The organism is Exiguobacterium sp. SH31 (assembly GCF_001816105.1).
In the GTDB taxonomy this organism is placed as follows: domain Bacteria; phylum Bacillota; class Bacilli; order Exiguobacteriales; family Exiguobacteriaceae; genus Exiguobacterium; species Exiguobacterium aurantiacum_A.
Window position 1 is genome coordinate 21,652 of the sequence record NZ_LYTG01000107.1, and the last position, 25,814, is coordinate 47,465.

General features: G+C 51.5%; 23 protein-coding genes. All 23 read left to right on the plus strand.

Going from position 1 to position 25,814, the window contains the following annotated elements; translation table 11 throughout:
• Positions 1 to 131: 131 nt before the first annotated feature.
• The 23 genes from rpsB (at position 132) to A6395_RS14905 (ending at position 25,813) form a co-directional block, all read left to right on the plus strand.
• The gene (rpsB, locus tag A6395_RS14800) at positions 132 to 872 is read left to right on the plus strand and encodes a 30S ribosomal protein S2 (protein WP_021067146.1); all 741 of its coding nucleotides are present in this window, start codon (positions 132 to 134) and stop codon (positions 870 to 872) included.
• A gap of 120 nt (positions 873 to 992) precedes the next feature.
• Positions 993 to 1,874, plus strand: a complete 882-nt coding sequence (gene tsf / locus A6395_RS14805; protein WP_071399618.1) for a translation elongation factor Ts — start codon at positions 993 to 995, stop codon at positions 1,872 to 1,874.
• 109 nt (positions 1,875 to 1,983) lie between these two features.
• Entirely contained in the window at positions 1,984 to 2,709 is a 726-nt protein-coding gene (pyrH, locus tag A6395_RS14810; RefSeq protein ID WP_071399619.1) for a UMP kinase, read from the plus strand.
• Positions 2,706 to 3,266: a ribosome recycling factor gene (gene frr / locus A6395_RS14815; protein WP_035385902.1), complete on the plus strand. Its 561-nt coding sequence runs from the start codon at positions 2,706 to 2,708 to the stop codon at positions 3,264 to 3,266. The genes pyrH and frr overlap by 4 nt, the downstream gene beginning before the upstream one ends.
• 83 nt (positions 3,267 to 3,349) lie before the next feature.
• Positions 3,350 to 4,087, plus strand: coding sequence for an undecaprenyl pyrophosphate synthase (locus A6395_RS14820; RefSeq protein ID WP_071399620.1), 738 nt, complete (start codon positions 3,350 to 3,352; stop codon positions 4,085 to 4,087).
• A 1-nt stretch (position 4,088) separates the two neighbouring features.
• The gene (locus A6395_RS14825; protein WP_071399621.1) at positions 4,089 to 4,886 is read left to right on the plus strand and encodes a phosphatidate cytidylyltransferase; all 798 of its coding nucleotides are present in this window, start codon (positions 4,089 to 4,091) and stop codon (positions 4,884 to 4,886) included.
• 13 nt (positions 4,887 to 4,899) lie between these two features.
• Positions 4,900 to 6,045: a 1-deoxy-D-xylulose-5-phosphate reductoisomerase gene (gene dxr, locus A6395_RS14830; RefSeq protein ID WP_071399622.1), complete on the plus strand. Its 1,146-nt coding sequence runs from the start codon at positions 4,900 to 4,902 to the stop codon at positions 6,043 to 6,045.
• A gap of 16 nt (positions 6,046 to 6,061) precedes the next feature.
• Complete coding sequence (locus A6395_RS16275) at positions 6,062 to 6,694, plus strand: site-2 protease family protein (RefSeq protein WP_353647117.1); 633 nt, start codon at positions 6,062 to 6,064, stop codon at positions 6,692 to 6,694.
• Entirely contained in the window at positions 6,621 to 7,313 is a 693-nt protein-coding gene (rseP, locus tag A6395_RS16280) for an RIP metalloprotease RseP (RefSeq protein WP_353647118.1), read from the plus strand. Before A6395_RS16275 ends, rseP begins: the two co-directional genes overlap by 74 nt.
• A 31-nt stretch (positions 7,314 to 7,344) precedes the next feature.
• A complete protein-coding gene (locus A6395_RS14840; RefSeq protein ID WP_071399623.1) occupies positions 7,345 to 9,045 on the plus strand; it encodes a proline--tRNA ligase in 1,701 nt (566 codons plus the stop codon).
• Positions 9,046 to 9,120: 75 nt separating this feature from the next.
• Positions 9,121 to 13,413, plus strand: a complete 4,293-nt coding sequence (locus A6395_RS14845) for a PolC-type DNA polymerase III (RefSeq protein WP_071399624.1) — start codon at positions 9,121 to 9,123, stop codon at positions 13,411 to 13,413.
• A gap of 119 nt (positions 13,414 to 13,532) precedes the next feature.
• On the plus strand, positions 13,533 to 14,003 hold the full coding sequence (gene rimP, locus A6395_RS14850) for a ribosome maturation factor RimP (protein ID WP_070327467.1): 471 nt from the start codon (positions 13,533 to 13,535) through the stop codon (positions 14,001 to 14,003).
• A 12-nt stretch (positions 14,004 to 14,015) separates the two neighbouring features.
• Positions 14,016 to 15,182: a transcription termination factor NusA gene (nusA, locus tag A6395_RS14855; RefSeq protein ID WP_070327466.1), complete on the plus strand. Its 1,167-nt coding sequence runs from the start codon at positions 14,016 to 14,018 to the stop codon at positions 15,180 to 15,182.
• Positions 15,179 to 15,457 carry an RNase P modulator RnpM gene (gene rnpM / locus A6395_RS14860; protein WP_233589595.1) on the plus strand — a complete coding sequence of 93 codons (279 nt, stop codon included), beginning with the start codon at positions 15,179 to 15,181 and terminating at the stop codon, positions 15,455 to 15,457. The genes nusA and rnpM overlap by 4 nt, the downstream gene beginning before the upstream one ends.
• Positions 15,454 to 15,750, plus strand: a complete 297-nt coding sequence (locus A6395_RS14865; RefSeq protein WP_070327464.1) for a YlxQ family RNA-binding protein — start codon at positions 15,454 to 15,456, stop codon at positions 15,748 to 15,750. Before rnpM ends, A6395_RS14865 begins: the two co-directional genes overlap by 4 nt.
• A 21-nt stretch (positions 15,751 to 15,771) precedes the next feature.
• The gene (gene infB / locus A6395_RS14870) at positions 15,772 to 17,991 is read left to right on the plus strand and encodes a translation initiation factor IF-2 (protein WP_071399625.1); all 2,220 of its coding nucleotides are present in this window, start codon (positions 15,772 to 15,774) and stop codon (positions 17,989 to 17,991) included.
• Positions 17,992 to 18,009: 18 nt separating this feature from the next.
• Complete coding sequence (rbfA, locus tag A6395_RS14875) at positions 18,010 to 18,354, plus strand: 30S ribosome-binding factor RbfA (protein ID WP_071399626.1); 345 nt, start codon at positions 18,010 to 18,012, stop codon at positions 18,352 to 18,354.
• A 46-nt stretch (positions 18,355 to 18,400) separates the two neighbouring features.
• Positions 18,401 to 19,315 (plus strand): tRNA pseudouridine(55) synthase TruB, encoded by a 915-nt coding sequence (gene truB, locus A6395_RS14880; protein ID WP_173647406.1) that lies wholly within the window; start codon positions 18,401 to 18,403, stop codon positions 19,313 to 19,315.
• A 15-nt stretch (positions 19,316 to 19,330) separates the two neighbouring features.
• A complete protein-coding gene (locus tag A6395_RS14885; protein WP_071399627.1) occupies positions 19,331 to 20,257 on the plus strand; it encodes a bifunctional riboflavin kinase/FAD synthetase in 927 nt (308 codons plus the stop codon).
• Between the two features lie 124 nt (positions 20,258 to 20,381).
• Positions 20,382 to 20,651: a 30S ribosomal protein S15 gene (gene rpsO / locus A6395_RS14890; RefSeq protein ID WP_016508254.1), complete on the plus strand. Its 270-nt coding sequence runs from the start codon at positions 20,382 to 20,384 to the stop codon at positions 20,649 to 20,651.
• Between the two features lie 132 nt (positions 20,652 to 20,783).
• On the plus strand, positions 20,784 to 23,000 hold the full coding sequence (gene pnp, locus A6395_RS14895) for a polyribonucleotide nucleotidyltransferase (protein ID WP_071399628.1): 2,217 nt from the start codon (positions 20,784 to 20,786) through the stop codon (positions 22,998 to 23,000).
• 50 nt (positions 23,001 to 23,050) lie between these two features.
• Entirely contained in the window at positions 23,051 to 24,268 is a 1,218-nt protein-coding gene (locus A6395_RS14900; protein ID WP_071399629.1) for a M16 family metallopeptidase, read from the plus strand.
• A gap of 66 nt (positions 24,269 to 24,334) precedes the next feature.
• On the plus strand, positions 24,335 to 25,813 hold the full coding sequence (locus A6395_RS14905) for a UDP-N-acetylmuramoyl-L-alanyl-D-glutamate--2,6-diaminopimelate ligase (RefSeq protein WP_084813105.1): 1,479 nt from the start codon (positions 24,335 to 24,337) through the stop codon (positions 25,811 to 25,813).
• Position 25,814 lies beyond the last annotated feature (1 nt).

A 25,814-nucleotide genomic window follows, 5' to 3' on the forward strand; every position in this document is an offset into this window, starting at 1 on the left:
GTGCTATATTAATTTTCGGTGTTAAAACACATCACACACGTCTCGGGATGGTATTCCTCGGTGCCGAAAGGTCGGAGTACAACGATGAACGAGGCGGAGGACTTTTTTAAACCACAAGGAGGAAACTTATCATGGCAGTAATCTCAATGAAGCAATTGCTCGAAGCTGGTGTACATTTCGGTCACCAGACACGTCGTTGGAACCCAAAAATGGCGAAATACATCTTCACGGAGCGTAACGGAATCTACATCATCGACCTTCAAAAGACGGTTAAAAAAGTAGACGAAGCTTACAACTTCGTTCGTGAACTCGCGGCAGAAGGCGGAAACGTCCTCTTCGTAGGTACGAAAAAACAAGCTCAAGATACAATCAAAGAAGAAGCACTCCGTTCAGGTATGTACTTCATCAATGAGCGTTGGTTGGGTGGAACACTCACAAACTTCTCAACAATCAAAAAGCGTATTAACCGCTTGAAGCAACTTGAGAAAATGGAAGCTGACGGCACGTTCGAAGTACTTCCTAAAAAAGAAGTCATCATCTTGAAAAAAGAAATGACACGTCTTGAGAAGTTCCTCGGCGGAATCAAAGATATGCCAGGCGTTCCTGACGCTCTCTTCATCGTTGACCCACGCAAAGAGCGGATCGCGATTGCAGAAGCTCACAAATTAAACATCCCAATCGTTGCGATTGTCGATACAAACTGTGACCCAGATGAAATCGACTACGTTATCCCAGCGAACGACGATGCAATTCGTGCGGTTAAATTGCTCACTTCTAAGATGGCTGATGCGATCATCGAAGCGAAGCAAGGCGAAGAAGAAGTTGCTGAAGAAGCTGTAGCTCCAGAAGCTGAAGCTACAGAAGCTGAGTAATCAGTTAGACAACAGGTGATAAAGGGAAAGCCTTTTATCACCTTTTTTTAGGACATAGTCTATTCGAAGCCTAGTGCTTTTATTTTAAAAAAATGTAAGTTTTACAAGGAGGAATTTCCGATGGCAGTTACAGCAGCAATGGTAAAAGAACTTCGTGAAAAAACAGGAGCAGGTATGCTCGATTGCAAGAAAGCACTCACTGAAACAGACGGTGACATGCAAGCGGCAATCGACTTCCTTCGTGAAAAAGGGATTGCTAAAGCAGCAGCTAAAGGCGATCGTATCGCAGCTGAAGGCTTGACAGCAGTAGCGGTTGAAGGCAACAAAGCTGCTCTCGTCGAAGTCAACTCAGAGACGGACTTCGTTGCGAAAAACGAGAAGTTCCAAACACTCGTCAGCGACGTGGCGAAAGCGGTTCTCGCTTCAGGAGCGACAACAGTTGAAGCAGCACTTGCTGCTGAATTCGTGGCTGGTAAAACGCTTGAGATTCACATTCAAGAAGAAGCATCGACAATCGGAGAGAAAATCTCGCTCCGCCGCATCGCTGTTCTTGAAAAAGCGGACGACGCTGTATTCGGCACTTACCTTCACATGGGCGGACGCATCGGTTCGGTCGTCGTCATCGACGGCACGACAGATGAGTCAGTAGCGAAAGATGTAGCTATGCACGTAGCAGCAGCTAACCCACTTTATGCGACACGTGACCAAGTCTCGGCTGAAGAAGCAGAGCGCGAGAAGAAAGTCTTGACTGAACAAGCAATCAACGAAGGCAAACCTGCTAACATCGTCGAGAAGATGATCGCGGGACGCATGAACAAGTACTTCGAAGAAATCTGCCTCGTCGACCAAACGTTCGTCAAAGACGCTGACTTCAAAGTTGGAAAATACGTAGAGTCTAAAGGCGGCCGTATCAACTCGTTCGTACGTTTCGAAGTTGGAGAAGGTATGGAAAAACGCGAAGAAAACTTTGCTGAAGAAGTAATGAACCAACTTAAAAAATAATCTGCGTCATGTATGATGATGCAATTAAAATTGGGAACACGTCTGTATAACCTTGAGTTAGTTCGTTAAGGGAGCGTGTTCCCTTTTTTCAAGCATGAGGAGGCAAAGTATGGAACCGAAATATAAGAGAATTGTGTTAAAATTGAGTGGAGAAGCGCTCGCAGGAGATCAAGGATACGGAATCGATCCGGCAATCGTCAACTCGATTTCTGGACAGATTAAAGAGTTAGTCGCCATGGGCGTCGAAGTAGCGGTCGTCGTAGGTGCCGGGAATATCTGGCGCGGAAAGACGGGAAGCGAACTCGGTATGGACCGTGCCAATGCCGATTACATGGGCATGCTCGCAACTGTACTTAACTCGCTTGCACTTCAAGACAGCCTCGAAACACACGGTGTCCAAACCCGCGTCCAAACATCAATCGAAATGCGTCAAGTTGCTGAGCCGTATATCCGCCGCCGGGCCATGCGCCACCTTGAAAAAGGCCGGGTCGTCATCTTTGCAGCAGGGACGGGTAACCCGTACTTCTCGACAGATACGACAGCAGCGCTCCGGGCAGCCGAGATTGAAGCTGACGTCATCTTAATGGGGAAAAACAACGTCGACGGCGTCTACTCGGCAGACCCGAAACTTGTCCCGGATGCGGTCAAATACGAGTCACTCACATACTTGGACGTCTTAAAAGACGGTCTCCAAGTCATGGACTCGACAGCGACGTCACTATGCATGGACAACCATATTCCGCTGATTGTATTCTCATTGCTTGAAGAAGGAAATATCAAACGTGTCGTTCTCGGTGAACATATCGGGACGGTAGTGGGAGGAATCAATTCATGAGTGCAAACGAAGTTATGAAAACGGCTGAAGAGAAGATGGTTAAAGCCCATACATCACTAAAACGTGATTTTGGGACGCTCCGCACGGGACGCGCCAGTGCATCGATTTTGGACCCGGTCCAAGTCGACTACTACGGTGTGCCAACGCCGCTTAACCAAGTAGCGAACATCAACACGCCGGAAGCTCGTCTTTTGTTAATCCAACCATGGGACAAGTCGCTCGTGACAGAAGTTGAAAAAGCGATTCAAAGAGCGGATCTCGGTCTGTCGCCGTCTTCTGACGGGACGGTCATCCGTTTAGCGATCCCTGCCTTGACGGAAGAGCGCCGGAAAGAACTCGTTAAAATCACGAAGAAGTATGCGGAAGAAGCGAAAGTTGCGGTTCGTAACGTTCGTCGTGACGCGAACGAGAACTTGAAGAAGCTTGAAAAAGATGGAGATTTGACAGAAGACGACCTCCGTGGTTACGCGGACGACGTTCAAACGTTAACGGATTCTTACATCAAAAAGATTGATGAGTCTGCAGCGGTCAAAGAAAAAGAGATCATGGAAGTATAATCACGGAAGTGGTATACCAAAAAGCTGTGTGGGGACCCTTTTACTGAAAGGGTCCCTCTTTCATACAATCAGGAGGATAGACTATGTTTAAATGGGTGAATCCTAAAACGAAGACTGAGGCGGAATTGAGCATCCCCGAACACGTCGCCATCATCATGGACGGAAACGGCCGTTGGGCGAAGAAACGTGGGCTCCCGCGCATCATGGGTCACCGGGAAGGAATGAAATCGGTTCGTGAATCAGTCCGGACGGCTCAAGAACTCGGGATCAAGTCGCTGACGCTTTACGCGTTCTCGACTGAAAACTGGACGCGTCCAGAAGAAGAAGTCAATTTTTTGATGAAGTTGCCGAAGCAATTTTTAGAGACCGACTTAAAAGAACTCGACGAACAAAACGTCAGAGTGCTCGTCGCCGGTGACGTGTCGAAACTACCACGTGGAACGCGCGAGGCAGTCGATGAAGCGCGGACGCGCACCGCGACGAACACAGGGCTAGACCTCGTCTTCGCGTTGAACTATGGCGGCCGTGACGAACTCATCCAAGCGATGCGTGACATTGCGCGCGACGTATCGGCCGGACACATCAATCCAGATGAAATTGACGAGTCGATGATCGGAGAGCGGCTCATGACGAATATGCAAGATGTCGATTTGATCATTCGGACGAGCGGTGAACAACGGTTATCGAACTTCCTGCTCTGGCAAGGGGCGTATGCCGAACTCCACTTCACAGACGTATTGTGGCCCGAGTTCAAACGTGAGCACTTCGTCGAAGCAATCGAAGCGTACAATACACGTACACGCCGGTTTGGTGGGGTGTGAGATGAAAACACGAATTATTACCGGACTTTGGGCCGGCGCTATTTTTGTCAGTTTGATCGCCCTTGGCGGCAGCCCGTTCGTCATCTTGATGGGCGTGCTCGCTTTGATCGGCTTGAGCGAGTTTACGATGATGCGTAAGCATAAGCTGACAGCGTTTCCGTTTTTAGTTACATCGTTGCTCGTAGCGTTCCCGTTCGTCATGATGCTTTTAGAACGGCAGTGGTTGACGGGTGAACTTCCGATCTCGACGAGTCAATGGATGGTGCTCGGATTAATGTTGCTTCTCTTTTGGACGGTCGTCACGAAAAACCGTTTCACATATGAAGATGCGAGTTTTTATTTCGTATCGGCTGTTTATCTCGTCATCGGGTTTTCAAGCTTTGCCCTCGTCCGTCTGTCTGAAGACGGGCTGGCGAAAGTATTGCTCGTCTTATTTATCATTTGGGCGACTGACTCGGGTGCGTATTTCACGGGTAAAGCCATCGGCAAGACGAAACTGTGGCCCTCGATCAGTCCGAACAAGACGATTGAAGGAGCTGTCGGCGGTATTGTTTCAGCTGCAGTCGTCGGTATCGTCTATGTCTTGATCGAACCGGTCCTGCCGCTCGTCGAAGTGCTCGTCTTAGCGGTTGTCGTTTCTGTCGTCGGCCAGCTCGGTGATTTGGTACAATCAGCGTACAAACGTCAGTTAGGCGTAAAAGATTCTGGCCATCTATTGCCGGGACATGGTGGTATTTTAGATCGGTTTGATAGTATGATCGCGGTATTCACCGTCATTTGGATTTTCAATTTGTTATAAAAGGAGTGTCAAGATGAAGCGAATCAGCTTAATCGGGGCGACTGGTTCGATCGGCGTACAGACGTGCGACGTGATCGAGCAGCACCCCGACTTGTTTGAACTTGAGGCGTACGCGTTCGGAACGAACGTCGAGGTGGCCGAGGAATGGATCAACCGCCTTCGCCCGAAATACGTATCAGCCAAAACGATCGAGGTACTCGAACAGCTCAAGCCACGCCTTACATACGAACCACTCTTTTTTATCGGACTCGAAGGGTTGATCGAATGTGCGACCGCTGAGCGGGCCGATGTGGTCGTCACGGCCGTCGTCGGGGCAGTCGGCTTAGAGCCGACGCTTGCCGCCATTAAAGCCGGTAAAGATATCGCCTTGGCGAACAAAGAAACGCTCGTCACAGCCGGACATCTCGTCATGGCCGCCGTCAAAGAGCACGGCGTCAGTTTGCTTCCGGTCGACAGTGAACACTCGGCCATCTACCAATGCCTGAACGGAGAACGTCGTGAGGACGTTTCAAAAATCATTTTGACGGCCTCTGGCGGAAGTTTCCGTGATCAGACACGCGCTGAATTAGCGAGCGTGACCGTCGAAGAAGCGCTCAATCATCCGAACTGGTCGATGGGTGCAAAAATCACAATCGATTCGGCGACGATGTTCAACAAAGGGCTCGAAGTCATCGAAGCGCACTGGTTGTTCGATATCGATTATAATGATATTGAAGTGGTGCTCCATCGGGAGTCGATCATTCACTCGATGGTCGAGTTTAAAGACGCAGCAGTCATGGCGCAACTCGGAAACCCCGATATGCGGGGACCGATCCTCTATGCGCTCTCTACCCCGAAACGGCTTGAAATCGAAGGGAACAAGCGGTTAAACTTGAGAGAAATCGGAACGCTCCATTTTGCGGAAGCCGATTTAGATCGCTATCCGGCTCTTCGACTAGCGTATGAAGCAGGTCGTCAAGGTGGTTCAATGCCGACCGTGTTGAATGCGGCTAACGAAACGGCTGTCGATTTGTTCTTGAACGGAAAAATTTCGTTCGTCGAGATTGAATCGATCGTCGCGCAAGCGATGGATGCACATACAGTCATTGTAGAACCGACGCTTGAGCAGATCCTTCAAGTCGATCAATCGGTTCGTGAACAAATTCAGCAACGAAAGTGAAGGTGGGAAATAGATCATGCAAACTTTTATCGCCATCGTTTTGATGTTTGGGGTGCTCATTTCAGTTCATGAATGGGGACACCTCGTCATGGCGAAACGGGCAGGGATTCTCTGTCATGAATTTGCAATCGGGTTTGGACCGAAAATCTTTTCATTCAGAAAGAATGAGACGCTCTATACGATTCGCTTATTGCCGATCGGTGGTTACGTCAAGATGGCGGGTGAGGATTTCGAGCCGATCGAAGTGAAGGCCGGTCAACAAGTCGGGCTCCGGTTAACGAGCGCGGGCACAGTCGACCGCGTCTATTTCCAACCGGACCAAGCGACGGATGTACACGTCGTCGGCACGGTCGACAAGTTCGATTCGATCCGTGAATTGAAGATTCAATTGCTTGTCGATGAAGAAGTGCGGGTGTACACACTCGAGCGCGACACACTCCTCGTCGATCAAGGTATGGAGATTCAAATCGCACCGTACGACCGCACATTCGGAGCGCAATCAGTTTGGAAGCGAGTGCTCGCGATCGCAGCCGGCCCGGCCATGAACTTCGTCCTTGCTTTCGTCTTGCTCGTCATTGTCGGTCTCGTGCAAGGCACACCGACGAGACGACGGTCAAATCGGGACGGTACAACCGGATTCGGCGGCTGATCAAGCCGGGCTCGTCACCGGAGACGAAATCGTCTCGATCGAGGGTGAGACGATTGATAACTGGCTCGATCTTCGAACGGTTTTGGCCGATCGTGCCGATACACCGACCGAGGTGACCTATATTCGTGCGGGTGAGGAACAAACGGTAACGCTCACACCTCAAGCAGTCGAACAAAATGGCGAGACGGTTGGTATCCTTGGCGTGACAAATGCGCTCGAGCGATCACCGACAAAAGCGTTCACCACAGGAGCTGAGACGACGTGGACGATGTCGACATTGATTTTCTCTGCGGTCGGTGATTTAGTGACCGGCCAAGTCGGAGTCGATCAACTCGCAGGTCCAGTCGGGATTGTCCGCATGACCGACGAAGTGGCAGCGAGTGGTTTCATCATGTTGCTCAACTGGACGGCACTTTTATCCGTCAACTTGGCGATTTTCAACTTGTTGCCACTTCCGGCGCTTGACGGGGGACGACTCATCTTCTTGTTGTTCGAAGCTGTGCGTGGTCGACCGATCGATCCAAAAAAAGAAGGGTTTGTCCACTTTATCGGATTTGCCCTGCTTATGCTGCTCATGCTCATCGTCACTTGGAACGATATCCAATCATTTTTCAAATAGACTGTGTTAGAGAAGGGAAACGTTGATATTTATGAAACAATCGAGATTGCTTATGCCTACTTTAAGAGAGGTTCCTGCCGACGCTGAAGCTGTCAGCCATCAACTTCTCGTGCGCGGTGGATTTATTCGACAAAATGCATCGGGGATCTACTCTTACTTACCACTCGGTCATCGTGTGTTACAAAATATTCAAACGATCATTCGTGAAGAGATGAACCGGGCCGGGGCGCAAGAACTGCTCATGCCGGCGATCCAACCAGCAGAGCTATGGGAAGAGACGGGACGTTGGGACATCTACGGACCTGAACTGATGCGCTTGACGGACCGTCATGACCGCCGTTTCGCACTTGGAGCGACCCACGAAGAGTTGATCACGTCGATTGTCCGTGACGAGTTGAACTCGTATAAGAAGTTACCGGTCAACTTGTACCAGATTCAGACGAAGTATCGCGATGAGCGTCGCCCGCGGTTCGGATTATTACGCGGACGTGAGTTTTTGATGAAAGATGCCTACTCGTTCCACGCCACACAGGCTGATTTAGACGAAGAGTACGACAACATGTATAACGCATATTCGCGTATCTTTGACCGCGCCGGTTTGAAGTATCGTCCGGTCGTGGCTGATTCAGGTGCGATTGGTGGGAAAGACACGCACGAATTCCAGGCGCTCGCCGAAATCGGTGAGGATACGATCGTCTATACGGATTCGTCGTCATACGCGGCGAACATCGAGATGGCGGAAACGCTTGACCGTTACGACATGCAAGCTGGTGTTGCGCTCGAGCTCGAGCAAGTCGATACGAAAGATCATAAAACAATCGAAGACGTGGCGCGTTTCTTGGACGTGGAGACGAACACGACGATCAAGTCGGTGTTGTTCAACGTCGACGGCGAGACGGTCATGGCGATCGTTCGCGGCGATCACGAAGCGAACGATGTCAAAGTGAAGAACGCCCTTGGCGGACTCGATATCCAAATGGAAGACGAGTCGAAGATCATTGAATTGTTCGGCTGTGAACCAGGGACGCTCGGACCAATCAACTCGCCGGTCAAAGTCGTCGCGGATTACGCCGTTAAATATTTAGTCGATGCGGTATGTGGCGCCAACGTTGCGAACACGCACTTCATGCACGTCAATGCAGAACGCGACTTGTCGCACTTGACGTATCATGACCTCCGCTTCGTCGTCGAAGGCGACTTGGCACCAGACGAATCTGGTCCAGTCCGGTTCGCACGTGGGATCGAGGTCGGTCAAGTGTTCAAGCTCGGCACGCGTTACTCAGAAGCGATGGGCGCGACGTTCTTGAACGAAGAAGGCCGGGCGGAACCACTCATCATGGGTTGTTACGGCATCGGTGTCTCGCGGACACTTTCGGCGATCGTCGAACAGCATCACGACGACCGCGGTATCGTTTGGCCGAAGAGTGTCGCACCGTTTGATCTGCACTTGATCGCGATCAACGCGAAAGACGAGACGCAACTCGAACTTTCGAACCGACTTTACGATGAACTGTCATCGAAGTATGATGTATTGTACGACGACCGCAAAGAACGGGCCGGCGTTAAATTTGCCGACGCTGACTTGATCGGCTTGCCGATTCGTATCAACGTCGGTAAGAAAGCCGGCGAAGGCATCGTCGAAGTGAAAGTCCGTGCTACGGGCGAAGTGATTGAAACGACGGTAGAAGAGTTGCCGCAAGTGATTGTCGCGCAGCTTAACGAGACGCATTGATCGATGAAGGTGACGGTTTCTTGCCGTCACCTTCATTTTTCGACATTGTCATATAAAAGGGGGGACGACTTACCCGTGGAAGCAAATCAAAAGATGCAATTACTGTTGACGGATCTCGGAATCACGACAGAGAGTGATCAGTTCGACGGAGCGGAACTATCGCGTCTTGTCGTCAATAAGCAACGACGGACGTGGACGTTTTATTTCAAGATCCGCCAAGTGTTACCATATGAGGTTTATCAATTGTTCATGAGTCGGGTCGAGAATCGGTATGCGACGTTTGCTGATGAAGTGTACGCTCGTTTTACGACAGAGACGGGTGGAAGCGAGCAGGATTATATCGACTACTGGCCGCGCATCGTTAGTGAGCTCAGTCAAGTGTCGGGAGCGATGCGAAGCTATTTCGCAACTGTCAAACCGCGCTTCGAGCAAAACAAGTTGCTCATTCCCGTCCGCTCCGCACCTGAGGCGAGCTACGTCGATAAAGAGCTGTGCCAAGAAGTTCAAGCGCTCTACAGTGCTTACGGCTTTACGAAAAAGCCGTGCCAAGCGAGTTTCTCAGAAGACGCGGAAGCGAATCAGGCGTTGCGTGAACAAGTCGTCCAAGAAGATATCGAACAGGCGAAACTCGCACTCGCGGCCCAGTTCGCCAAAGCGACCGAGACGAACGATGAGCCGATCACGGAAGTGCGGATGGGCGCCTTGATCAAAGACGAGATCGTCCCGATCAAGACGATCATCGAAGAAGAACGCCGTGTCGCCATCCGTGGACTCGTGTTTTCAGCCGAACGGAAAGAGTTGAAGAGCGGGAAGAAGCTATTCACGATCAAGATGACCGATTATACCGATTCGCTCATCGTCAAAGTGTTCGCACGTGACGATGATGACGACCGTATGCTCAGTGCCGTCAAAAAAGGCATGTGGATCCAAGCGGCCGGACGGGTCGAAGACGATAGCTTCATGCGCGAACTGTGCATGATGGCGTCGCAACTCCAAGAAGTGAAAGTCGAACCGACGCGTGACGAATGGGCCGGAGAAAAACGCGTCGAACTCCACGCCCATACGCAGATGAGCCAAATGGATGCGGTCACGAATGTGTCGGCGCTCGTCGCCCGGGCCGCCAAGTGGGGCCATCGCGCCATCGCCATCACCGATCATGCCGGTGTGCAGTCGTTCCCGGAAGCATATTATGCCGGGAAAAAGAATGACATTAAAATCTTGTACGGTGTCGAGGCGAACGTCGTCAATGACGGCGTGCCTGTCGCATATCATCCGACCGACGTCGCGCTCGACGAGGCGACGTACGTCGTGTTCGACGTCGAGACGACCGGTCTGTCGGCCGTCTACAACAAAATCATCGAACTCGCCGGCGTCAAGATTAAAGACGGTGAGATCATCGACCGGTTCGAAGCGTTCGCCGACCCGAAACATCAACTCTCGGCGACGACGATCGAACTGACTGGGATCACCGATGACATGGTCCACGGGCAGCCCGACCCGGAAGTGATCGCGAAACAGTTCGTCGACTGGTGCGGCGACGGGATTCTCGTCGCTCATAACGCCTCATTCGATATGGGCTTTCTCGAGGCGACGCTCCGAAGCGGAGGACATGAGCCGGACGATTATCCGGTCATCGATACGCTTGAACTGGCCCGGACGATTTTACCGACGCTCAAAAACCACCGTCTCAACACGCTCGCCAAGCGGTTTGATATCGAATTGACGCAGCATCACCGGGCCATCTATGACGCCGAGGCGACGGCGTACCTGCTCATGAAGTTGCTCGATTTGGCTAAACAGATGTTCGAGATGCAGACGCATCGGTCACTGAACGCGAAAGTCGGCAGTGACGTCTCGAAGATCCGTCCGTTTCATGCGACGGTTTACGCGAAGACGAAAAAACCAGGATTGCGTCACTTGTATGAGTTGATTTCGTTGTCGCACATCGACTACTTGTTCCGGATGGCTCGGATGCCGCGTTCTGAGATCGAGAAGCGCCGAGAAGGGCTGCTCATCGGCTCGGCGTGCGACAACGGCGAGATCTTTGACGCCGCCTTGAACAAGTCGGACGAAGAGCTCGAGAAGATGATGGCATTTTATGACTTCATCGAGATTCATCCGCCGGCACTTTACATGCATCTGATCGATAAAGAGATCGTCGCGAACGAGCTTGAACTTCGTGATATCATCAAACGGATCATTCGCGTGGCAGGTCAAGCCGGACTTCCGGTCTGTGCGACCGGGAACGTCCATTACTTGGACCGGACGGATCGGTCGTATCGCGAAATCCTGATCCGGACGCAAGGTGGGGCCAACTTCATTAACACGAGAAAAGAGTTGCCTCATGCCCATTTCCGGACGACGAAAGAAATGATGGAAGAGTTTAAATTTTTAGGTGACGAGCTCGCACGGGAGATCGTCATCACGAATCCGAACGCGATCGCCGATCAGATCGAAGCGATTCAAATTATCCCGGATGAACTGTATACGCCGAAAATCGAAGGGGCGGATGACGAGGTCCGCAATATGAGTTATGACATGGCCCGCTCGATTTACGGGGACGAGCTTCCGGAGATTGTCGAGGCCCGGCTCGAGAAGGAACTGAAATCAATCATCGGCCACGGTTTCGCCGTCATTTATTTGATCTCACATAAACTCGTCAAGAAGTCACTCGACGACGGTTACCTCGTCGGTTCACGGGGATCGGTCGGGTCGAGTCTCGTCGCGACGATGACCGAGATCACCGAGGTCAATCCACTACCACCGCATTATGTCTGTCCGAAGTGTCAACACTCTCACTTCTTTAATGACGGATCGGTTGGGTCCGGGTACGATCTTCCGGACAAGCAATGTCCGGAGTGTGGGACGTGGTATACGAAAGACGGACACGATATCCCGTTCGAGACGTTCCTTGGCTTTAAAGGGGACAAAGTACCAGATATCGATTTGAACTTCTCAGGTGAGTACCAGCCTCACGCTCACGCGTACACGAAAGTGTTGTTCGGAGAAGAGTACGTCTATCGTGCCGGGACGATCGGGACGATTGCCGACAAGACGGCGTACGGATATGTGAAAGGCTATGCGACCGAAAACGACAAGATTTACCGGAACGCCGAAGTCGATCGTCTCGTCTCGGGTGTCACCGGTGTCAAACGGACGACCGGGCAGCATCCAGGCGGGATTATCGTCGTCCCGGACTATATGGACATCGCCGAAATCTCGCCGATCCAGTATCCGGCCGACGACCGAACGTCTGAATGGAAGACGACACACTTCGACTTCCATTCGATTCACGACAACTTGCTCAAGCTCGACATTCTCGGACACGATGACCCGACCGTCATCCGGATGCTCCAAGACTTATCAGGCATCGACCCGTTGACAATCCCGACGGATGATCCGACCGTCATGAAAATCTTTTCGTCACCGGAAGTGCTCGGTGTCACACCGGAGCAAATCGAGTCAAAAACAGGGACGCTCGGTATTCCTGAGTTTGGGACAAAGTTCGTCCGCCAAATGCTTGAAGAGACGAAACCGTCCACGTTCTCAGAGCTCGTCCAAATTTCCGGTCTGTCTCACGGGACGGACGTTTGGATCGGGAATGCAAACGAGTTGATCTATAACGGGACGTGTGAACTGAAAGACGTCATCGGGTGTCGTGACGACATTATGGTCTACTTGATTTACGCCGGACTTGAGCCATCGTTCGCCTTTAAAATCATGGAGTCGGTCCGTAAAGGGAAAGGTTTGTCTGACGATATGGAGTCTGAGATGCGGGAGAACAGCGTCCCGGAATGGTACATCTCTTCTTGTAAGAAGATCAAATACATGTTCCCGAAAGCACACGCGACCGCGTACGTGCTCATGGCCGTCCGGATCGCTTACTTCAAAGTGCACCATCCGATTCTGTATTACGCGACATACTTTACGGTCCGCGCCGGTGATTTTGATTTGTCGGCGATGATCAAAGGGTCTCAGGCCGTCCGCAAGGCGATGTCTGATATCCGGGAGAAAGGCTTCGACGCCACGGCGAAAGATAAAGGGCTTCACACCGTGCTCGAACTCGCACTTGAGATGCTCGAACGCGGCATGAAATTCCAAAACATCGATCTTTACCGTTCGAATGCGACCGAGTTCTTGATTGAAGGCAACACGCTCATTCCACCGTTCAACGCTGTTGATGGACTCGGGACGAACGCGGCGAAAGCGATTGTTGAGGCGCGTGCCGAAGGTCAGTTCTTGTCAAAAGAGGATCTCCGGAAACGGGCGAAATTGTCGAAGACGATTATCGAGACGCTCGATACGATGAAATGTCTCGAAGGCCTGCCTGACGAGAACCAACTTTCGTTCTTTGATTTTGGGGTGTAAGTTGCGAAAAAGCGGGAAAATATGATATATTGGTATCGAACAATGTTGGATACTACGACGGAAAGGAGTAGGGAACCCTACTCCTTTCTTGTATGTAAAAGCCAGAAGGAGGGATGAGAGTGTCCAAAATAACAGAAGTCGTCGAAACAATCGCGTTGCCGATTGTCGAGCAAGCGAACATGGAATTGGTCGATGTTGAATTCGTAAAAGAAGGGCCAGACTGGTTCTTGCGCGTCTATATCGATAAACCGGGGGGCGTCGATTTAGATGATTGCGTCAACATCAACGAGCAACTCTCGGAGAAATTAAACGCTACCGATCCAATCGAACAAGCCTATTATCTTGACGTCTCGAGTCCCGGTGCCGAACGACCACTTAAAAAGCCGACTGACTTTGAGCGGGCGATCGGGAAAAACGTCTACATTAAAACGTTTGCCCCGATTGAAGGTGCCAAAGAGTTCGAGGGCATTTTGACGGAGTACGACGGCGAGACCGCAGTTGTCGAAACGCGCATCAAGACTAGAAAAAAAGCGATATCGCTACCGGTTGATAAAATTGCACAAGCCCGCCTAGCGGTCACGTTTAGTTAAGGAGAGGTAAAGATGGGGCCACAATTACTCACAACAATCGAACAGATTGCACAAGAAAAAGGAATCGAGAAAGAAATCATCATCGATGCGCTTGAACAGGCGCTCATTTCGGCATATCGCCGAAACGTCGCCAACCCGAACGAGCACGTCAAAGTTGAGTTTGACCAAGTGACAGGTGATATTCGCGTGTTCGCGCTTCTCGAAGTCGTTGAACGCCTGACGCATCCGGACCAACAGCTTTCGCTTGAAGAAGCGCACGAGATCGACCCGAACTTTGAGTTAGGGGACTTCCATAAAGAAGAAGTGACACCGAGCGACTTCGGTCGTGTCGCAGCGATGACGGCCAAACAAGTCGTCACGCAAAAGATGCGTGAAGCCGAGCGCGAACGCATCTACAACCACTTCGTCGATAAAGAAGACGAGATCATGACAGGGATCGTCGAGCGGTTTGACCCGCGCAACTTGTACATCGGTTTAGAGAACAACATCGAGGCGGTGTTGACGCCGAACGAACAGATGCCGAACGAGTCGTATAAGATCCATGAACGCATCAAAGTATACGTGACGAAAGTTGACTCGACGACGAAAGGTTCTGGCGCGGCGATTCAAGTGTCGCGGACACATCCTGGCCTACTTCGTCGTTTGTTCGAACTCGAAGTTCCAGAAATCGCGAGCGGGACGGTCGACGTCATGTCGGTGTCGCGTGAAGCGGGAGACCGTTCGAAAATCGCGGTCCACTCAGATATCGTCGATCCGGTCGGTGCATGTGTCGGTCCAAAAGGGCAACGTGTTCAGACGATCGTCGATGAATTGAACGGTGAGAAGATCGACATCGTCCGTTGGTCGAACGATCCAAAAGAGTTCGTTAAAAACGCACTCAGCCCGGCTCAAGTCGTTGACGTATATGTCAATGAACCGAACAAGTCGACGACAGTCGTCGTGCCGGACTATCAATTGTCGCTCGCGATCGGGAAGCGCGGTCAAAACGCGCGCCTCGCCGCCAAGTTGACAGGTTGGAAAATTGATATTAAGAGTGAGACGGATGCAGAGAGCATGAACTTGTTCGATACGTATGCCGAAAAAGTTGAATCAACGCCAGAAATTGTTCACAATGAAGTTGAACAGACTGACTCGGTTGATGTGACGCTCGAACCAACCGCGGTAAAAGAAGAGGAATGACCATGAAGCAAAAGAAACTTCCTTTGCGTAAATGTGTGATCACTCAAGAGATGTTACCAAAGAACGATTTGATTCGTGTCGTACGGACGCCAGAAGGCGACGTCGTCATTGACACGACCGGCAAACTGAACGGTCGTGGCGCGTATTTGTCAAGAGATGTCGATGTGATTCGTTTAGCAGAGAAAAAACGAACGCTTGATCATCATCTGAAAGTAAAGACGAGCGAGACACTTTATGAACAGCTAGAACAAGCTGTCACAGGTGCCGAATCATGAGTCAGTGGGAATCATTGTTAGGCCTCGCCTCACGTGCGAGGAAGGTAACGATGGGAGAAGAGTTTGTCTTGAAGGATGTACGGGCTGGCCGAGCCAAGCTCGTCATTCTTGCCGGAGACGCGGGAGCGTCGACGAGAAAACGGATTACCGACAAATGTACATCGTATGGTGTTCCATTAATTGAAGTGAGCGACCGACATACAATCGGAGCCGCTTTAGGTAAAGACATGCGAGTCGTCGTGTCTGTGACAGAATCCGGATTTGCGAACAAGCTTAAGCAACTTCTCTCTTAACTATTAACGGAGGTGGATGCTTTGGGAAAACGCGTCTATGAATTTGCAAAAGAACAGAATGTAACAAGTAAACAAGTCATTACTCAGCTCGAGAAGATGAACAAGTCAGTGAAAAATCACATGGCTGTATTGGATGATGAGTCGGTCAAGCAACTCGACCGTGTCTTCAACCCTGAGAAATATCGTTCGGCTGAGAAGCAAGAAAAACCTGCTGAGTCGAAGCCGGCTGAAGCGAAGCCTGCTGCGAAACAAGAAGCTGAGAAAAAAGAAGCACCGAAAGCCCGTCCACAAACTTCTAGCGCCCCGAGCAATCAAGCGGGCAACCGTGGTGGCAACCGTTTCGGCAACAACCGTAACGATAACCGCAACAAAAAGCGCGGCGGTAAATTTAAAGGGAAGCCTGCAAAAGCGGCAATCCCGTTAGAAGCAGATCCAAATTCAAAAACGAGCCAGCGTAAAGCATCTCGTTTAGCGCAAGAGTCTGAAATGGGCAACGTCATCAAGTACGAGGATGTCCTCAGCGTATCGGATCTCGCGGCGAAGATGGATAAAAAGCCAAACGAAATCATCATGAAATTGATGGGTCTTGGCGTCATGGCGACGATCAACCAAACACTCGATGACGAGACGATCGAATTGCTCGCAACTGAATTCGGTTTCGAAGTCGAAAAAGAAGTCATCATCGATGAGACGGACTTCGAAGAAGTAGAAATCGACTTCTCTGAGTACGACCTCATTGAGCGTCCTGCCGTCGTCACAATCATGGGTCACGTCGACCACGGTAAAACGACGTTGCTCGACTCGATTCGGAACACGAAAGTCGTCGCTGGCGAAGCGGGTGGGATCACGCAGCATATCGGTGCGTACCAAGTTGATATCAACGGTAAAAAGATCACATTCCTCGACACACCAGGTCACGCCGCCTTTACGACGATGCGTGCCCGTGGAGCTGAAGTGACGGATATCGCGATTATCGTTGTCGCAGCAGATGATGGTGTCATGCCACAGACAGAAGAAGCGATTTCTCACGCGAAGGCGGCAAACGTCCCAATCATCGTTGCCGTCAACAAAATGGACAAAGAAGGGGCTAACCCTGACCGCGTCAAACAAGAGTTGACTGAATTCGGACTCGTACCGGAAGAGTGGGGCGGCGAAACAATTTTCGTGCCGATCTCTGCTTTGAAAGATGAGGGAATCGATGAGTTGCTCGAGATGATCTTGCTCGTTTCAGAAGTCGAAGAGTACAAGTCGACGCCTGAAATGCCAGCTCGCGGTTCGGTCATCGAAGCGAAGCTCGATAAAGGTCGCGGTCCGGTCGCCACGCTTCTCGTTCAACACGGGACACTTCGTATCGGTGACTCGATCGTCGTCGGCAGCACGTTCGGACGTGTCCGGGCCATGGTCAACGATATCGGTCGTCGTGTGAAAGAAGTTGGCCCATCGACGCCAATCGAAATTACAGGATTGAACGATGTCCCACAAGCTGGTGACCAGTTCATCGTCTTCGAAGACGAGAAAAAAGCACGTGCAATCGGAGAGAAACGTTACCAACGTTACCTCGAGTCGCAGCGCCGTGAATCGGCTAAAGTCAGTCTTGAAGACTTGTTCAGCCGGATTCAAGAAGGCGAAGTCAAAGACTTGAACGTCATCATCAAAGCAGACGTTCAAGGATCGGCTGAAGCGCTCGCCGGATCACTCCGCAAAATCGACGTCGCAGGCGTCAAGATCAACATCGTGCACCAAGGTGTCGGTGCGATCACAGAAGGTGACGTCATCCTCGCTTCAGCAGCGAACGCGATCATCATCGGATTCAACGTCCGTCCAGACGGTAACGCCCGATCAATGGCCGAACAAGAACATGTTGAAATGCGTTTGCACCGGATCATCTATAACGCAATCGATGAAATCGAAAGCGCGATGAAAGGGATGCTTGACCCTGAGTTCGTTGAAGAAGTGATCGGACAAGTCGAAGTCCGTGACGTCTTCAAAGTTTCAAAAGTCGGTGCGATTGCCGGCTGTTACGTCACTGAAGGTAAAATCTCACGTGATGCCGGCGTACGCGTCATCCGTAACGGGATCGTCGTGTACGAAGGTAAACTCGATACGCTCCGCCGCTTCAAAGACGATGTCAAAGAAGTTGCGACAGGCTACGAGTGTGGGATCAAAGTAGAGAAGTTCGACGACATCAAAGTGGAGGACGTCATCGAAGCGTTCGTCATGAAAGAAGTCGAACGTAAATAAAGTGAGGAGGGAACACGTATGAACATTCGTGCCCAACGTGTTGCTGAACAGATGCGTAAAGAGATCACAGATATCCTTTTACGCGAAGTCAACGACCCACGTACAAAGAACGCGACCATCACGAGCGTAGACGTGACGGGAGATTTGCAACAAGCGACGGCCTATTACACGGTGCTCGGAGACGTCGCCGAGGTGAAGGCTGAGACGCAGGCAGGTCTTGATAAGGCGAGCGCCTTCATTCGCCGTGAAATCGGTAGCCGGATCCGTCTCCGTAAGACGCCGGAATTGTCGTTCGAATACGATTCTTCGGTCGCATATGGTAGCCATATCGATTCGTTGATCCGTGATTTGAATAAAGACTAATAAATTGAAGGGGGGACTTGTGTCTCCCCTTTTTTGATATGGAGGAATGAACGTGGAACCGACAGGGATTTTAATACTAGACAAAGACAGCGGGATGACGAGCCACGATTGCGTCTTCAAGCTGCGTAAACTGTTTCAAACGAAAAAAGTTGGCCATACCGGCACGCTCGACCCGGAAGTGACCGGCGTGTTGCCGATCTGTTTCGGCCGTGCGACGAAACTGTCCCGTTTTTTGACCGATGAGGGCAAGCGCTACGTCGCCGAAGTCACGATCGGGACGGCGACGATGACGGAAGACGCACACGGCGAAGTCGTCGCGCAAACAGATGTCGCGCCGGATGCGTTCACGGGTGAAGACGTCGACCGCGTTCTCGGCACGTTGATCGGAAGCATCGAGCAGGTGCCTCCTTATTTTTCGGCCGTCAAAGTGAACGGGAAGAAGCTATACGAATACGCCCGCAAAGGACAGACGGTCGAGCGGCCGCGCCGCATCGTCAAGATTCATCGGTTAGAACGGACGAACGAACCTGTCTTCGAGGACGGCGTCTGTCGGTTTCGCATCGATGTCGAGTGCGGAAAAGGCACGTTTATTCGGACACTTGCCGTCCAAATCGGAGAAGGTCTCGGTTACCCGGCCCATATGAGCGACCTACGTCGCACACGGTCAGGCACGTTCGATGAAAGGGACGCCGTGACGCTCGCGGAGCTCGCGACGTTAGAGACGGTCGAGGCACGCGCTGAACGCCTCATCCCGCTCGAGGACGTGATCAAACGTTGGCCTTCCATCAACATTCCGGCCAACCGGGAACGGTATATTCGCAACGGTGGGCGCTTAAACGACGTCTCGCTCGAATTTGAACTGTTTACTGTCTATAATGAAGAAGGAATTCCGCTCGCCCTCTATAGACGGCTTGACGGAACGACAGACGCAACAGTCGAGGTCATGTTGACAATCGACTAAGGGGGAATTTGAAGTATGGAAACGATACATCTCACACATCCCGAGACGCCAGAGTTTGTCCCTTCGGTCATGGTACTCGGATTCTTCGACGGCGTTCACATCGGCCATCAAGCCGTGATCGAGCACGCCAAACAGCGCGCGGAGCAGCTTGACGTGCCCGTGACCGTCGTCACGTTCGATCCGCACCCGAAACAAGTGCTGTCGAACAATGCGGATGCTGTCCGTTATATCACGCCGCTCAAACGAAAATTACAGCGGATCGCCGCGCTCGGTGTCGAACGTTGTCTCGTCTTGACGTTCACAAAGCAATTGGCATCACTGTCACCGCAACAGTTCGTCGACGATTATTTGATCGGCGCGGGCGCCGTGCACGTGACGGCCGGATTTGACTATTCGTACGGGAAATTCGGGGAAGGGACGATGGAGACGATGCCCTACCACGCCCGAGGACGCTTCACGACGTCCGTCGTCGCCGAACAGACGAGTGACGGCGACAAAGTCTCTTCGACCCGGATCCGCAAACTTCTTGGCGCAGGCAGTGTCGACCTGGCGAGTGAGCTGTTAGGGGCGCCTTACGTCATCTGTGGCGAAGTCATCCATGGTGACGCCAGAGGGCGGACGATCGGCTATCCGACCGCGAACATGGTGATGGATGCGTCTTATGTCATGCCACGGCTCGGCGTTTATGCGACCCGCGTCCGCCTAGAAGACGGCCGGACGTTTGATGCGATGACGAACGTCGGTCGTCGGCCGACGTTTTATGACACCGGAGACGTCTCGATTGAAAGTCATTTATTTGATTTTTCGGAGGACTTGTACGGACAATTGCTCGAAATCGAATGGGTTCACTATTTGCGCGATGAACGGGCGTTCGATGGACTCGATTCGCTGATCGCGCAGTTGAAACAAGATGAGACGGCGGCTCGGACAATCCTATCTTGACTTTGAGGTAGGGGTCATGTATTCTAGTTTGGTACGCAAAGTACACCGCTTCGCTTGGCTGGACGATTCACCAACGACGGCTCGGCAACGCGGCAATTTTCTATTAAATGGAGGTGGAGAGGCAATGGCACTCTCAAAAGAACGTAAAAACGAAATCATCGCGGAATACGCGACAAAACAAGGTGACACTGGTTCACCGGAAGTTCAAGTTGCTGTTTTGACTGAACAAATCAACACTTTGAACGAACATCTTCGCACACATAAGAAAGACCACCACTCACGTCGCGGTCTTTTGAAAATGGTTGGACGTCGCCGTAACTTGCTCACGTACCTTCGTAACAAGGACGTAACACGTTACCGTGAATTGATTCAACGCCTTGGTCTCCGTCGTTAATCCGAACGGGCCAAATGACGGACTGGGACATTCGTTCCTAGTCCGTTTCTTCTTTTTTTGGAGGAAAATCATTAGACAAACATATGAATGAGTTACATAATAAACTAGATAAGGTTTGAGAGGAGAATGTACATGTTAGGTACGAAACAAGTTTTTTCTACAGAATGGGGCGGTCGTCCGCTGTCTGTAGAAGTAGGTCAACTCGCGAAGCAGGCGAACGGTTCTGCACTCGTCCGGTACGGGGACACGGTCGTGCTCGCCGCGGTCACAGCTTCAAAAGGACCAAAGGATTTAGATTTCTTCCCGCTTACGGTCAACTATGAAGAAAAATTATACTCGGTCGGTAAAATCCCAGGAGGTTTCCTTCGTCGGGAAGGTCGTCCTGGTGAGAATGCGATTTTAACGTCACGTCTCATCGACCGTCCAATCCGTCCATTATTCCCAGACGGATTCCGTCACGACATCCAAGTCATGATTTACGTCATGTCGAATGATCCGGACTGCTCGGCTGAGATGGCTGGTATGCTCGGAACGTCGATCGCCTTGTCGATCTCGGACATCCCGTTTGACGGACCGATCGCTGGAGCGACGGTCGGACGTGTGGACGGACAGTTCGTCGTCAACCCGACGGTCGCACAACTCGAGAAGACAGATCTTGAACTTCAAGTCGCCGGAACGGCAACTGCGATCAACATGGTCGAAGCAGGCGCGAACGAAGTACCGGAAGACGTCATGCTCGAGTCGATTTTGTTCGGTCACGAAGAGATCAAAAAGCTCGTCGCGTTCCAAACGGAAATCGTCGAAGCGGTCGGGAAACCGAAGTTTGAATACACGGTCTCTAAATTTGACGACGTATTGTCACAAGAACTTGAAGCGGCTCGCCCAGAAATTAACGCTGCCGTTCAAGTTGAAGAGAAACACGCGCGTGACGAAGCGATCAACGAAGTCATCGCGAAGTATGTCACGTTGTATGAAGCGCGTCTCGCTGACGAGCCGGCCAAGTTGAAAGAAGTATCTGGTATTTTGAACAAGTTCGTCAAAGACGAGGTCCGCCGCTTGATCACGGTCGATAAAGTTCGTCCAGACGGCCGTCGTCCGGAAGTCATCCGTCCACTCGCTTCAGAAGTCGGCGTGTTGCCGCGTGCGCACGGTGTCGGTTTGTTCACACGAGGGCAGACGCAAGTCATGTCGGTTGCGACACTCGGCGTCATCGGTGACGCTCAAATCATCGACGGCATCGGCTTAGAAGAGAATAAACGTTTCATGCACCATTACAATTTCCCGCCGTTCTCGGTCGGTGAAGCTCGTCCGGTTCGCGCGCCGGGCCGCCGCGAAATCGGCCACGGTGCGCTCGGTGAACGTGCGCTTCTCCCGGTCATCCCGAAAGAAGCAGACTTCCCGTATACGATCCGTCTCGTCTCAGAAGTGCTCGAGTCGAACGGTTCGAGTTCACAGGCTTCAATCTGTGGCTCGACACTCGCCCTCATGGACGCCGGAGTTCCGATCAAGGCACCGGTCGCGGGAATCGCGATGGGTCTCATCATGGAAGGCGAACACTATACAGTACTCACTGACATCCAAGGTCTCGAAGATCATCTCGGCGACATGGACTTCAAAGTCGCTGGAACGAAAGACGGGATCACAGCGTTGCAGATGGACATTAAAATCGCCGGCATCACGCGTGAGATTTTGGAAGAAGCGCTCGAACAAGCTCGTTCAGGCCGCCTCCACATTCTCAACCACATGCTCGAAACGCTTGACTCATCGCGTCCACAGTTGTCGAAGTATGCTCCGAAGATTGTCACGATGAAAATCAATCCAGACAAGATTCGCGACGTCATCGGACCTGGTGGTAAGATGATCAACAGCATCATCGATCAAACTGGTGTCAAAATCGATATCGAACAGGATGGTACGGTGTTCATCGCCTCGACCGATCAAGAAGGTATCGACATGGCGATGACACTCATCGGTGATATCATCCGTGAAGTCGAAGTCGGCGAAGTGTTCGACGCGACAGTCCGTCGGATCGAGAAGTTCGGCGCATTCGTCGAGTTGTTCAAAGGCAAAGACGCGCTCGTCCACGTCTCTGAGTTCAGCCTCGACCGCGTCGCCAACGTGGAAGACGTCGTCAAGCTCGGTGACACGATCAAAGTCAAAGTCACAGAAATTGACGATAAAGGCCGCGTCAACGCCTCGCATAAAACGTTGATTGTCGAAGGGCTTTCTCCGGAAGAGCGAGAAGCGTATGAAGCGAAACGTAAAGCACAACGCGAGAGCCGTCCGCCACGTGACAGTCGTCCTCCGCGTCGTGACGGAGACCGCCGTCCGTCAAGACCAACAAACTAATTATTTTGGCCATCGTCTGGTGCGATGGCCTTTTTCATAGGAGTGATAAAATGGAATGGATTACCTTAAAGAATGGCGTCCGCATCGTGATCGAACCGATGGCAGACGTCCGCAGTACATCGACCGGTGTATTCATCAAAGCCGGGACACGGACCGAGGAAGACAATGAGATCGGGATCAGCCACTTGATCGAACATATGTTGTTCAAAGGAACAACAACAAAAACGGCGAAAGAAATCGCTTCATTTTTTGATGAGCTTGGCGGCAGTGTGAACGCCTTCACTTCAAAAGACCATACATGCTACTACGTCAAGACGCTCGATGAACATGCTGTCATCGCCTTCGACGCACTGGCCGATATGTTGTTCCATTCAGTCTTTGATGAGACTGAGCTTGAAAAAGAGAAACGGGTCGTGTTAGAAGAGATTAAAATGTACGAAGATACGCCGGAAGACCTCGTGCATGAGTTGCTCGCCTATGCCGTCTACCGTGACGATATATTAGCGAAGCCGATTCTCGGGACGGAAGCGAGCGTGCTCAGTTTCTCTCGCGATCAATTGCTGCGTTATGTCGAATCAATGTATACAGGCAACCGTGTCGTCGTCTCGATCGCCGGTCATGTGACCGACGAGCTGGTCGAAGCGGTCACGTCGAGGTTTGCGGAACTCCCATCAGGGGAATCACCGAAAGAATCGACGATTCCGGTTCTATACAGTGATGTGTTGAAAAAGCATAAAGAGACGGAGCAGGCGCACCTTTGTTGGAATTTCGAGGCGATTTCGGCAACGAACGACCGGCTCCCGCACCTGGCGCTGGCAAACAACGCGATCGGTGCGACGATGTCGTCGCGGCTGTTTCAATCGATTCGTGAAGAGCAAGGGTTAGCTTACTCGATCTATTCGTACTATACGACGTTCGTTGACCATGGCACGTTCACGATTTATATCGGGACGTCACCGGAAACACTCACTCAAGTCGAGACGATCATGGAGCGTGAACTTGAAGCGCTCAAGGCGCAGGGGTTAACCGAAGAAGAAGTCGCTAAAGGCAAACGCCAGTTGAAAGGTTCACTCGTCCTCGGCAACGAAAGCACGAGCGCCCGAATGAACCGGAACGGGCGTAACCTCGTCTTACTCGACGAAGTCGAGGATTTGGACGAAGTGCTCAATAAAATCGACCGCATCGAAACCGATGAAGTCAACGCCTTGATTCGGGAACTGCTCGGGCACGTCCCGGCAAAATCATATGTTCTTCCGTCCGAAGACTGACTTGAAACCAGATTGTAAGTTCTCTACACTGATTAAGAGGTATTCTTTACATTGGACAGGATACAGGTGAAAGAAGGGAAAGACTTGAACTTAACGGATTTAGCAACCAATATACAATTGATTAATCAACCAACTATAGAGGGCATCAACGTGACCCATGTCACGACCGATTCACGGGAAGTCGTACCAGGAACGCTGTTTGTCGCGATTAAAGGCTACACCGTCGACGGTCACGACTATGCGGACTTAGCGGTGAGTAAAGGGGCGGTCGCGGTCGTCAGTGAGCGCCCGCTCGACATCAGCGTCCCAAACCTGCTCGTGCGCGATAGTTCGCGTACGGTCGGCTTATTAGCGTCGGCATTTTATAACTATCCGTCTGAACAGATGCGTCTGTTCGGTATCACGGGGACGAACGGAAAAACGACGACGACGACGATTTTACGTGACGTTTTATCAAAGCTTGGACATAGCACCGGATTGATCGGTACGGTCGAGGTCCGGATTAACGATACGGTCGTCCCGAGCAAGAACACGACGCCGCAAAGTTCTGAGCTTCAGCAGCTGCTGGCTCGCATGCGCGGTGAAGGGGTGACCGATGTGATGATGGAAGTGTCATCACACGGACTTGAACTAGGTCGTGTCATCGGAACGGACTTCGACATCGTCGGTTTCACGAACTTGACACACGACCATCTCGATTTTCACGGGACGTTTGAAAACTATGCGCGGGCCAAAGGTTTGCTGTTCGCCCAACTCGGACAGATGGCGTCGCGCGACAAAGTTGCCGTCTTGAATGCGGACGATCCGTACAGCAAGCTTTACGAGACGATGACGGGTGCTCGTGTCATCACATACGCCATCGACGAAATGGCGGATGTGACAGCGTCAGACATCGTTCAGACACTGTCAGACACGAGTTTCCGTCTCAACTATCAAGGAGTCAGTCTGCCGGTGACGGTCCAGTTCATCGGACGTTTCAACGTATACAACCTGTTGCTTGCGACGGGTTGCCTGCTCGCGGCTGGGTACAGTTTACCTGAGATCATCCAAGCGCTCGAATCGATTCATCCGGCCAAGGGACGGATGCAACGACTCGACGTGCCTGGGTATAACGTCTATGCGGACTATGCCCATACACCGGACGGGATTGAGCAATGTTTGAAGTCGCTTGTCGGTGTCCCTAAAGAGAACATCGTCTTCTTGATTGGAACAGGCGGAAATCGCGATGTGACGAAACGCCCGACAATGGGCGAGATGGCCTCAAAATATGCCGGTACCGTCATCATCACGACGGATGATCCACGTTTTGAGGCGTATGATTCGATCACGAGCGGCATTGCCGCCGGGATGACCCATGACAACTTTGTTGAAATCGGCGACCGTGAAGAAGCGGTGTCTTACGCCGCACGTCTAGCCAAAGCGGATAATATCGTCGTGTTGGCCGGTAAAGGACATGAGAAGTACCAAATCATCGGTAACGAGAAAATCCCGCTCGATGAGGAAGCGATCGTCCGGGCGACAATTTTAAATACGGAGGAATCTTGAT

What these genes read in the sequence shown, in the direction of transcription:
- rpsB (WP_021067146.1), top strand. Translation starts at nt 132, where the DNA reads ATGGCAGTAATCTCAATGAAGCAATTGCTCGAAGCTGGTGTACATTTC.
- tsf (WP_071399618.1), top strand. Translation starts at nt 993, where the DNA reads ATGGCAGTTACAGCAGCAATGGTAAAAGAACTTCGTGAAAAAACAGGA.
- pyrH (WP_071399619.1), top strand. Translation starts at nt 1,984, where the DNA reads ATGGAACCGAAATATAAGAGAATTGTGTTAAAATTGAGTGGAGAAGCG.
- frr (WP_035385902.1), top strand. Translation starts at nt 2,706, where the DNA reads ATGAGTGCAAACGAAGTTATGAAAACGGCTGAAGAGAAGATGGTTAAA.
- A6395_RS14820 (WP_071399620.1), top strand. Translation starts at nt 3,350, where the DNA reads ATGTTTAAATGGGTGAATCCTAAAACGAAGACTGAGGCGGAATTGAGC.
- A6395_RS14825 (WP_071399621.1), top strand. Translation starts at nt 4,089, where the DNA reads ATGAAAACACGAATTATTACCGGACTTTGGGCCGGCGCTATTTTTGTC.
- dxr (WP_071399622.1), top strand. Translation starts at nt 4,900, where the DNA reads ATGAAGCGAATCAGCTTAATCGGGGCGACTGGTTCGATCGGCGTACAG.
- A6395_RS16275 (WP_353647117.1), top strand. Translation starts at nt 6,062, where the DNA reads ATGCAAACTTTTATCGCCATCGTTTTGATGTTTGGGGTGCTCATTTCA.
- A6395_RS14840 (WP_071399623.1), top strand. Translation starts at nt 7,345, where the DNA reads ATGAAACAATCGAGATTGCTTATGCCTACTTTAAGAGAGGTTCCTGCC.
- nusA (WP_070327466.1), top strand. Translation starts at nt 14,016, where the DNA reads ATGGGGCCACAATTACTCACAACAATCGAACAGATTGCACAAGAAAAA.
- rnpM (WP_233589595.1), top strand. Translation starts at nt 15,179, where the DNA reads ATGACCATGAAGCAAAAGAAACTTCCTTTGCGTAAATGTGTGATCACT.
- A6395_RS14865 (WP_070327464.1), top strand. Translation starts at nt 15,454, where the DNA reads ATGAGTCAGTGGGAATCATTGTTAGGCCTCGCCTCACGTGCGAGGAAG.
- rbfA (WP_071399626.1), top strand. Translation starts at nt 18,010, where the DNA reads ATGAACATTCGTGCCCAACGTGTTGCTGAACAGATGCGTAAAGAGATC.
- truB (WP_173647406.1), top strand. Translation starts at nt 18,401, where the DNA reads ATGAACGTGGAACCGACAGGGATTTTAATACTAGACAAAGACAGCGGG.
- A6395_RS14885 (WP_071399627.1), top strand. Translation starts at nt 19,331, where the DNA reads ATGGAAACGATACATCTCACACATCCCGAGACGCCAGAGTTTGTCCCT.
- rpsO (WP_016508254.1), top strand. Translation starts at nt 20,382, where the DNA reads ATGGCACTCTCAAAAGAACGTAAAAACGAAATCATCGCGGAATACGCG.
- pnp (WP_071399628.1), top strand. Translation starts at nt 20,784, where the DNA reads ATGTTAGGTACGAAACAAGTTTTTTCTACAGAATGGGGCGGTCGTCCG.
- A6395_RS14900 (WP_071399629.1), top strand. Translation starts at nt 23,051, where the DNA reads ATGGAATGGATTACCTTAAAGAATGGCGTCCGCATCGTGATCGAACCG.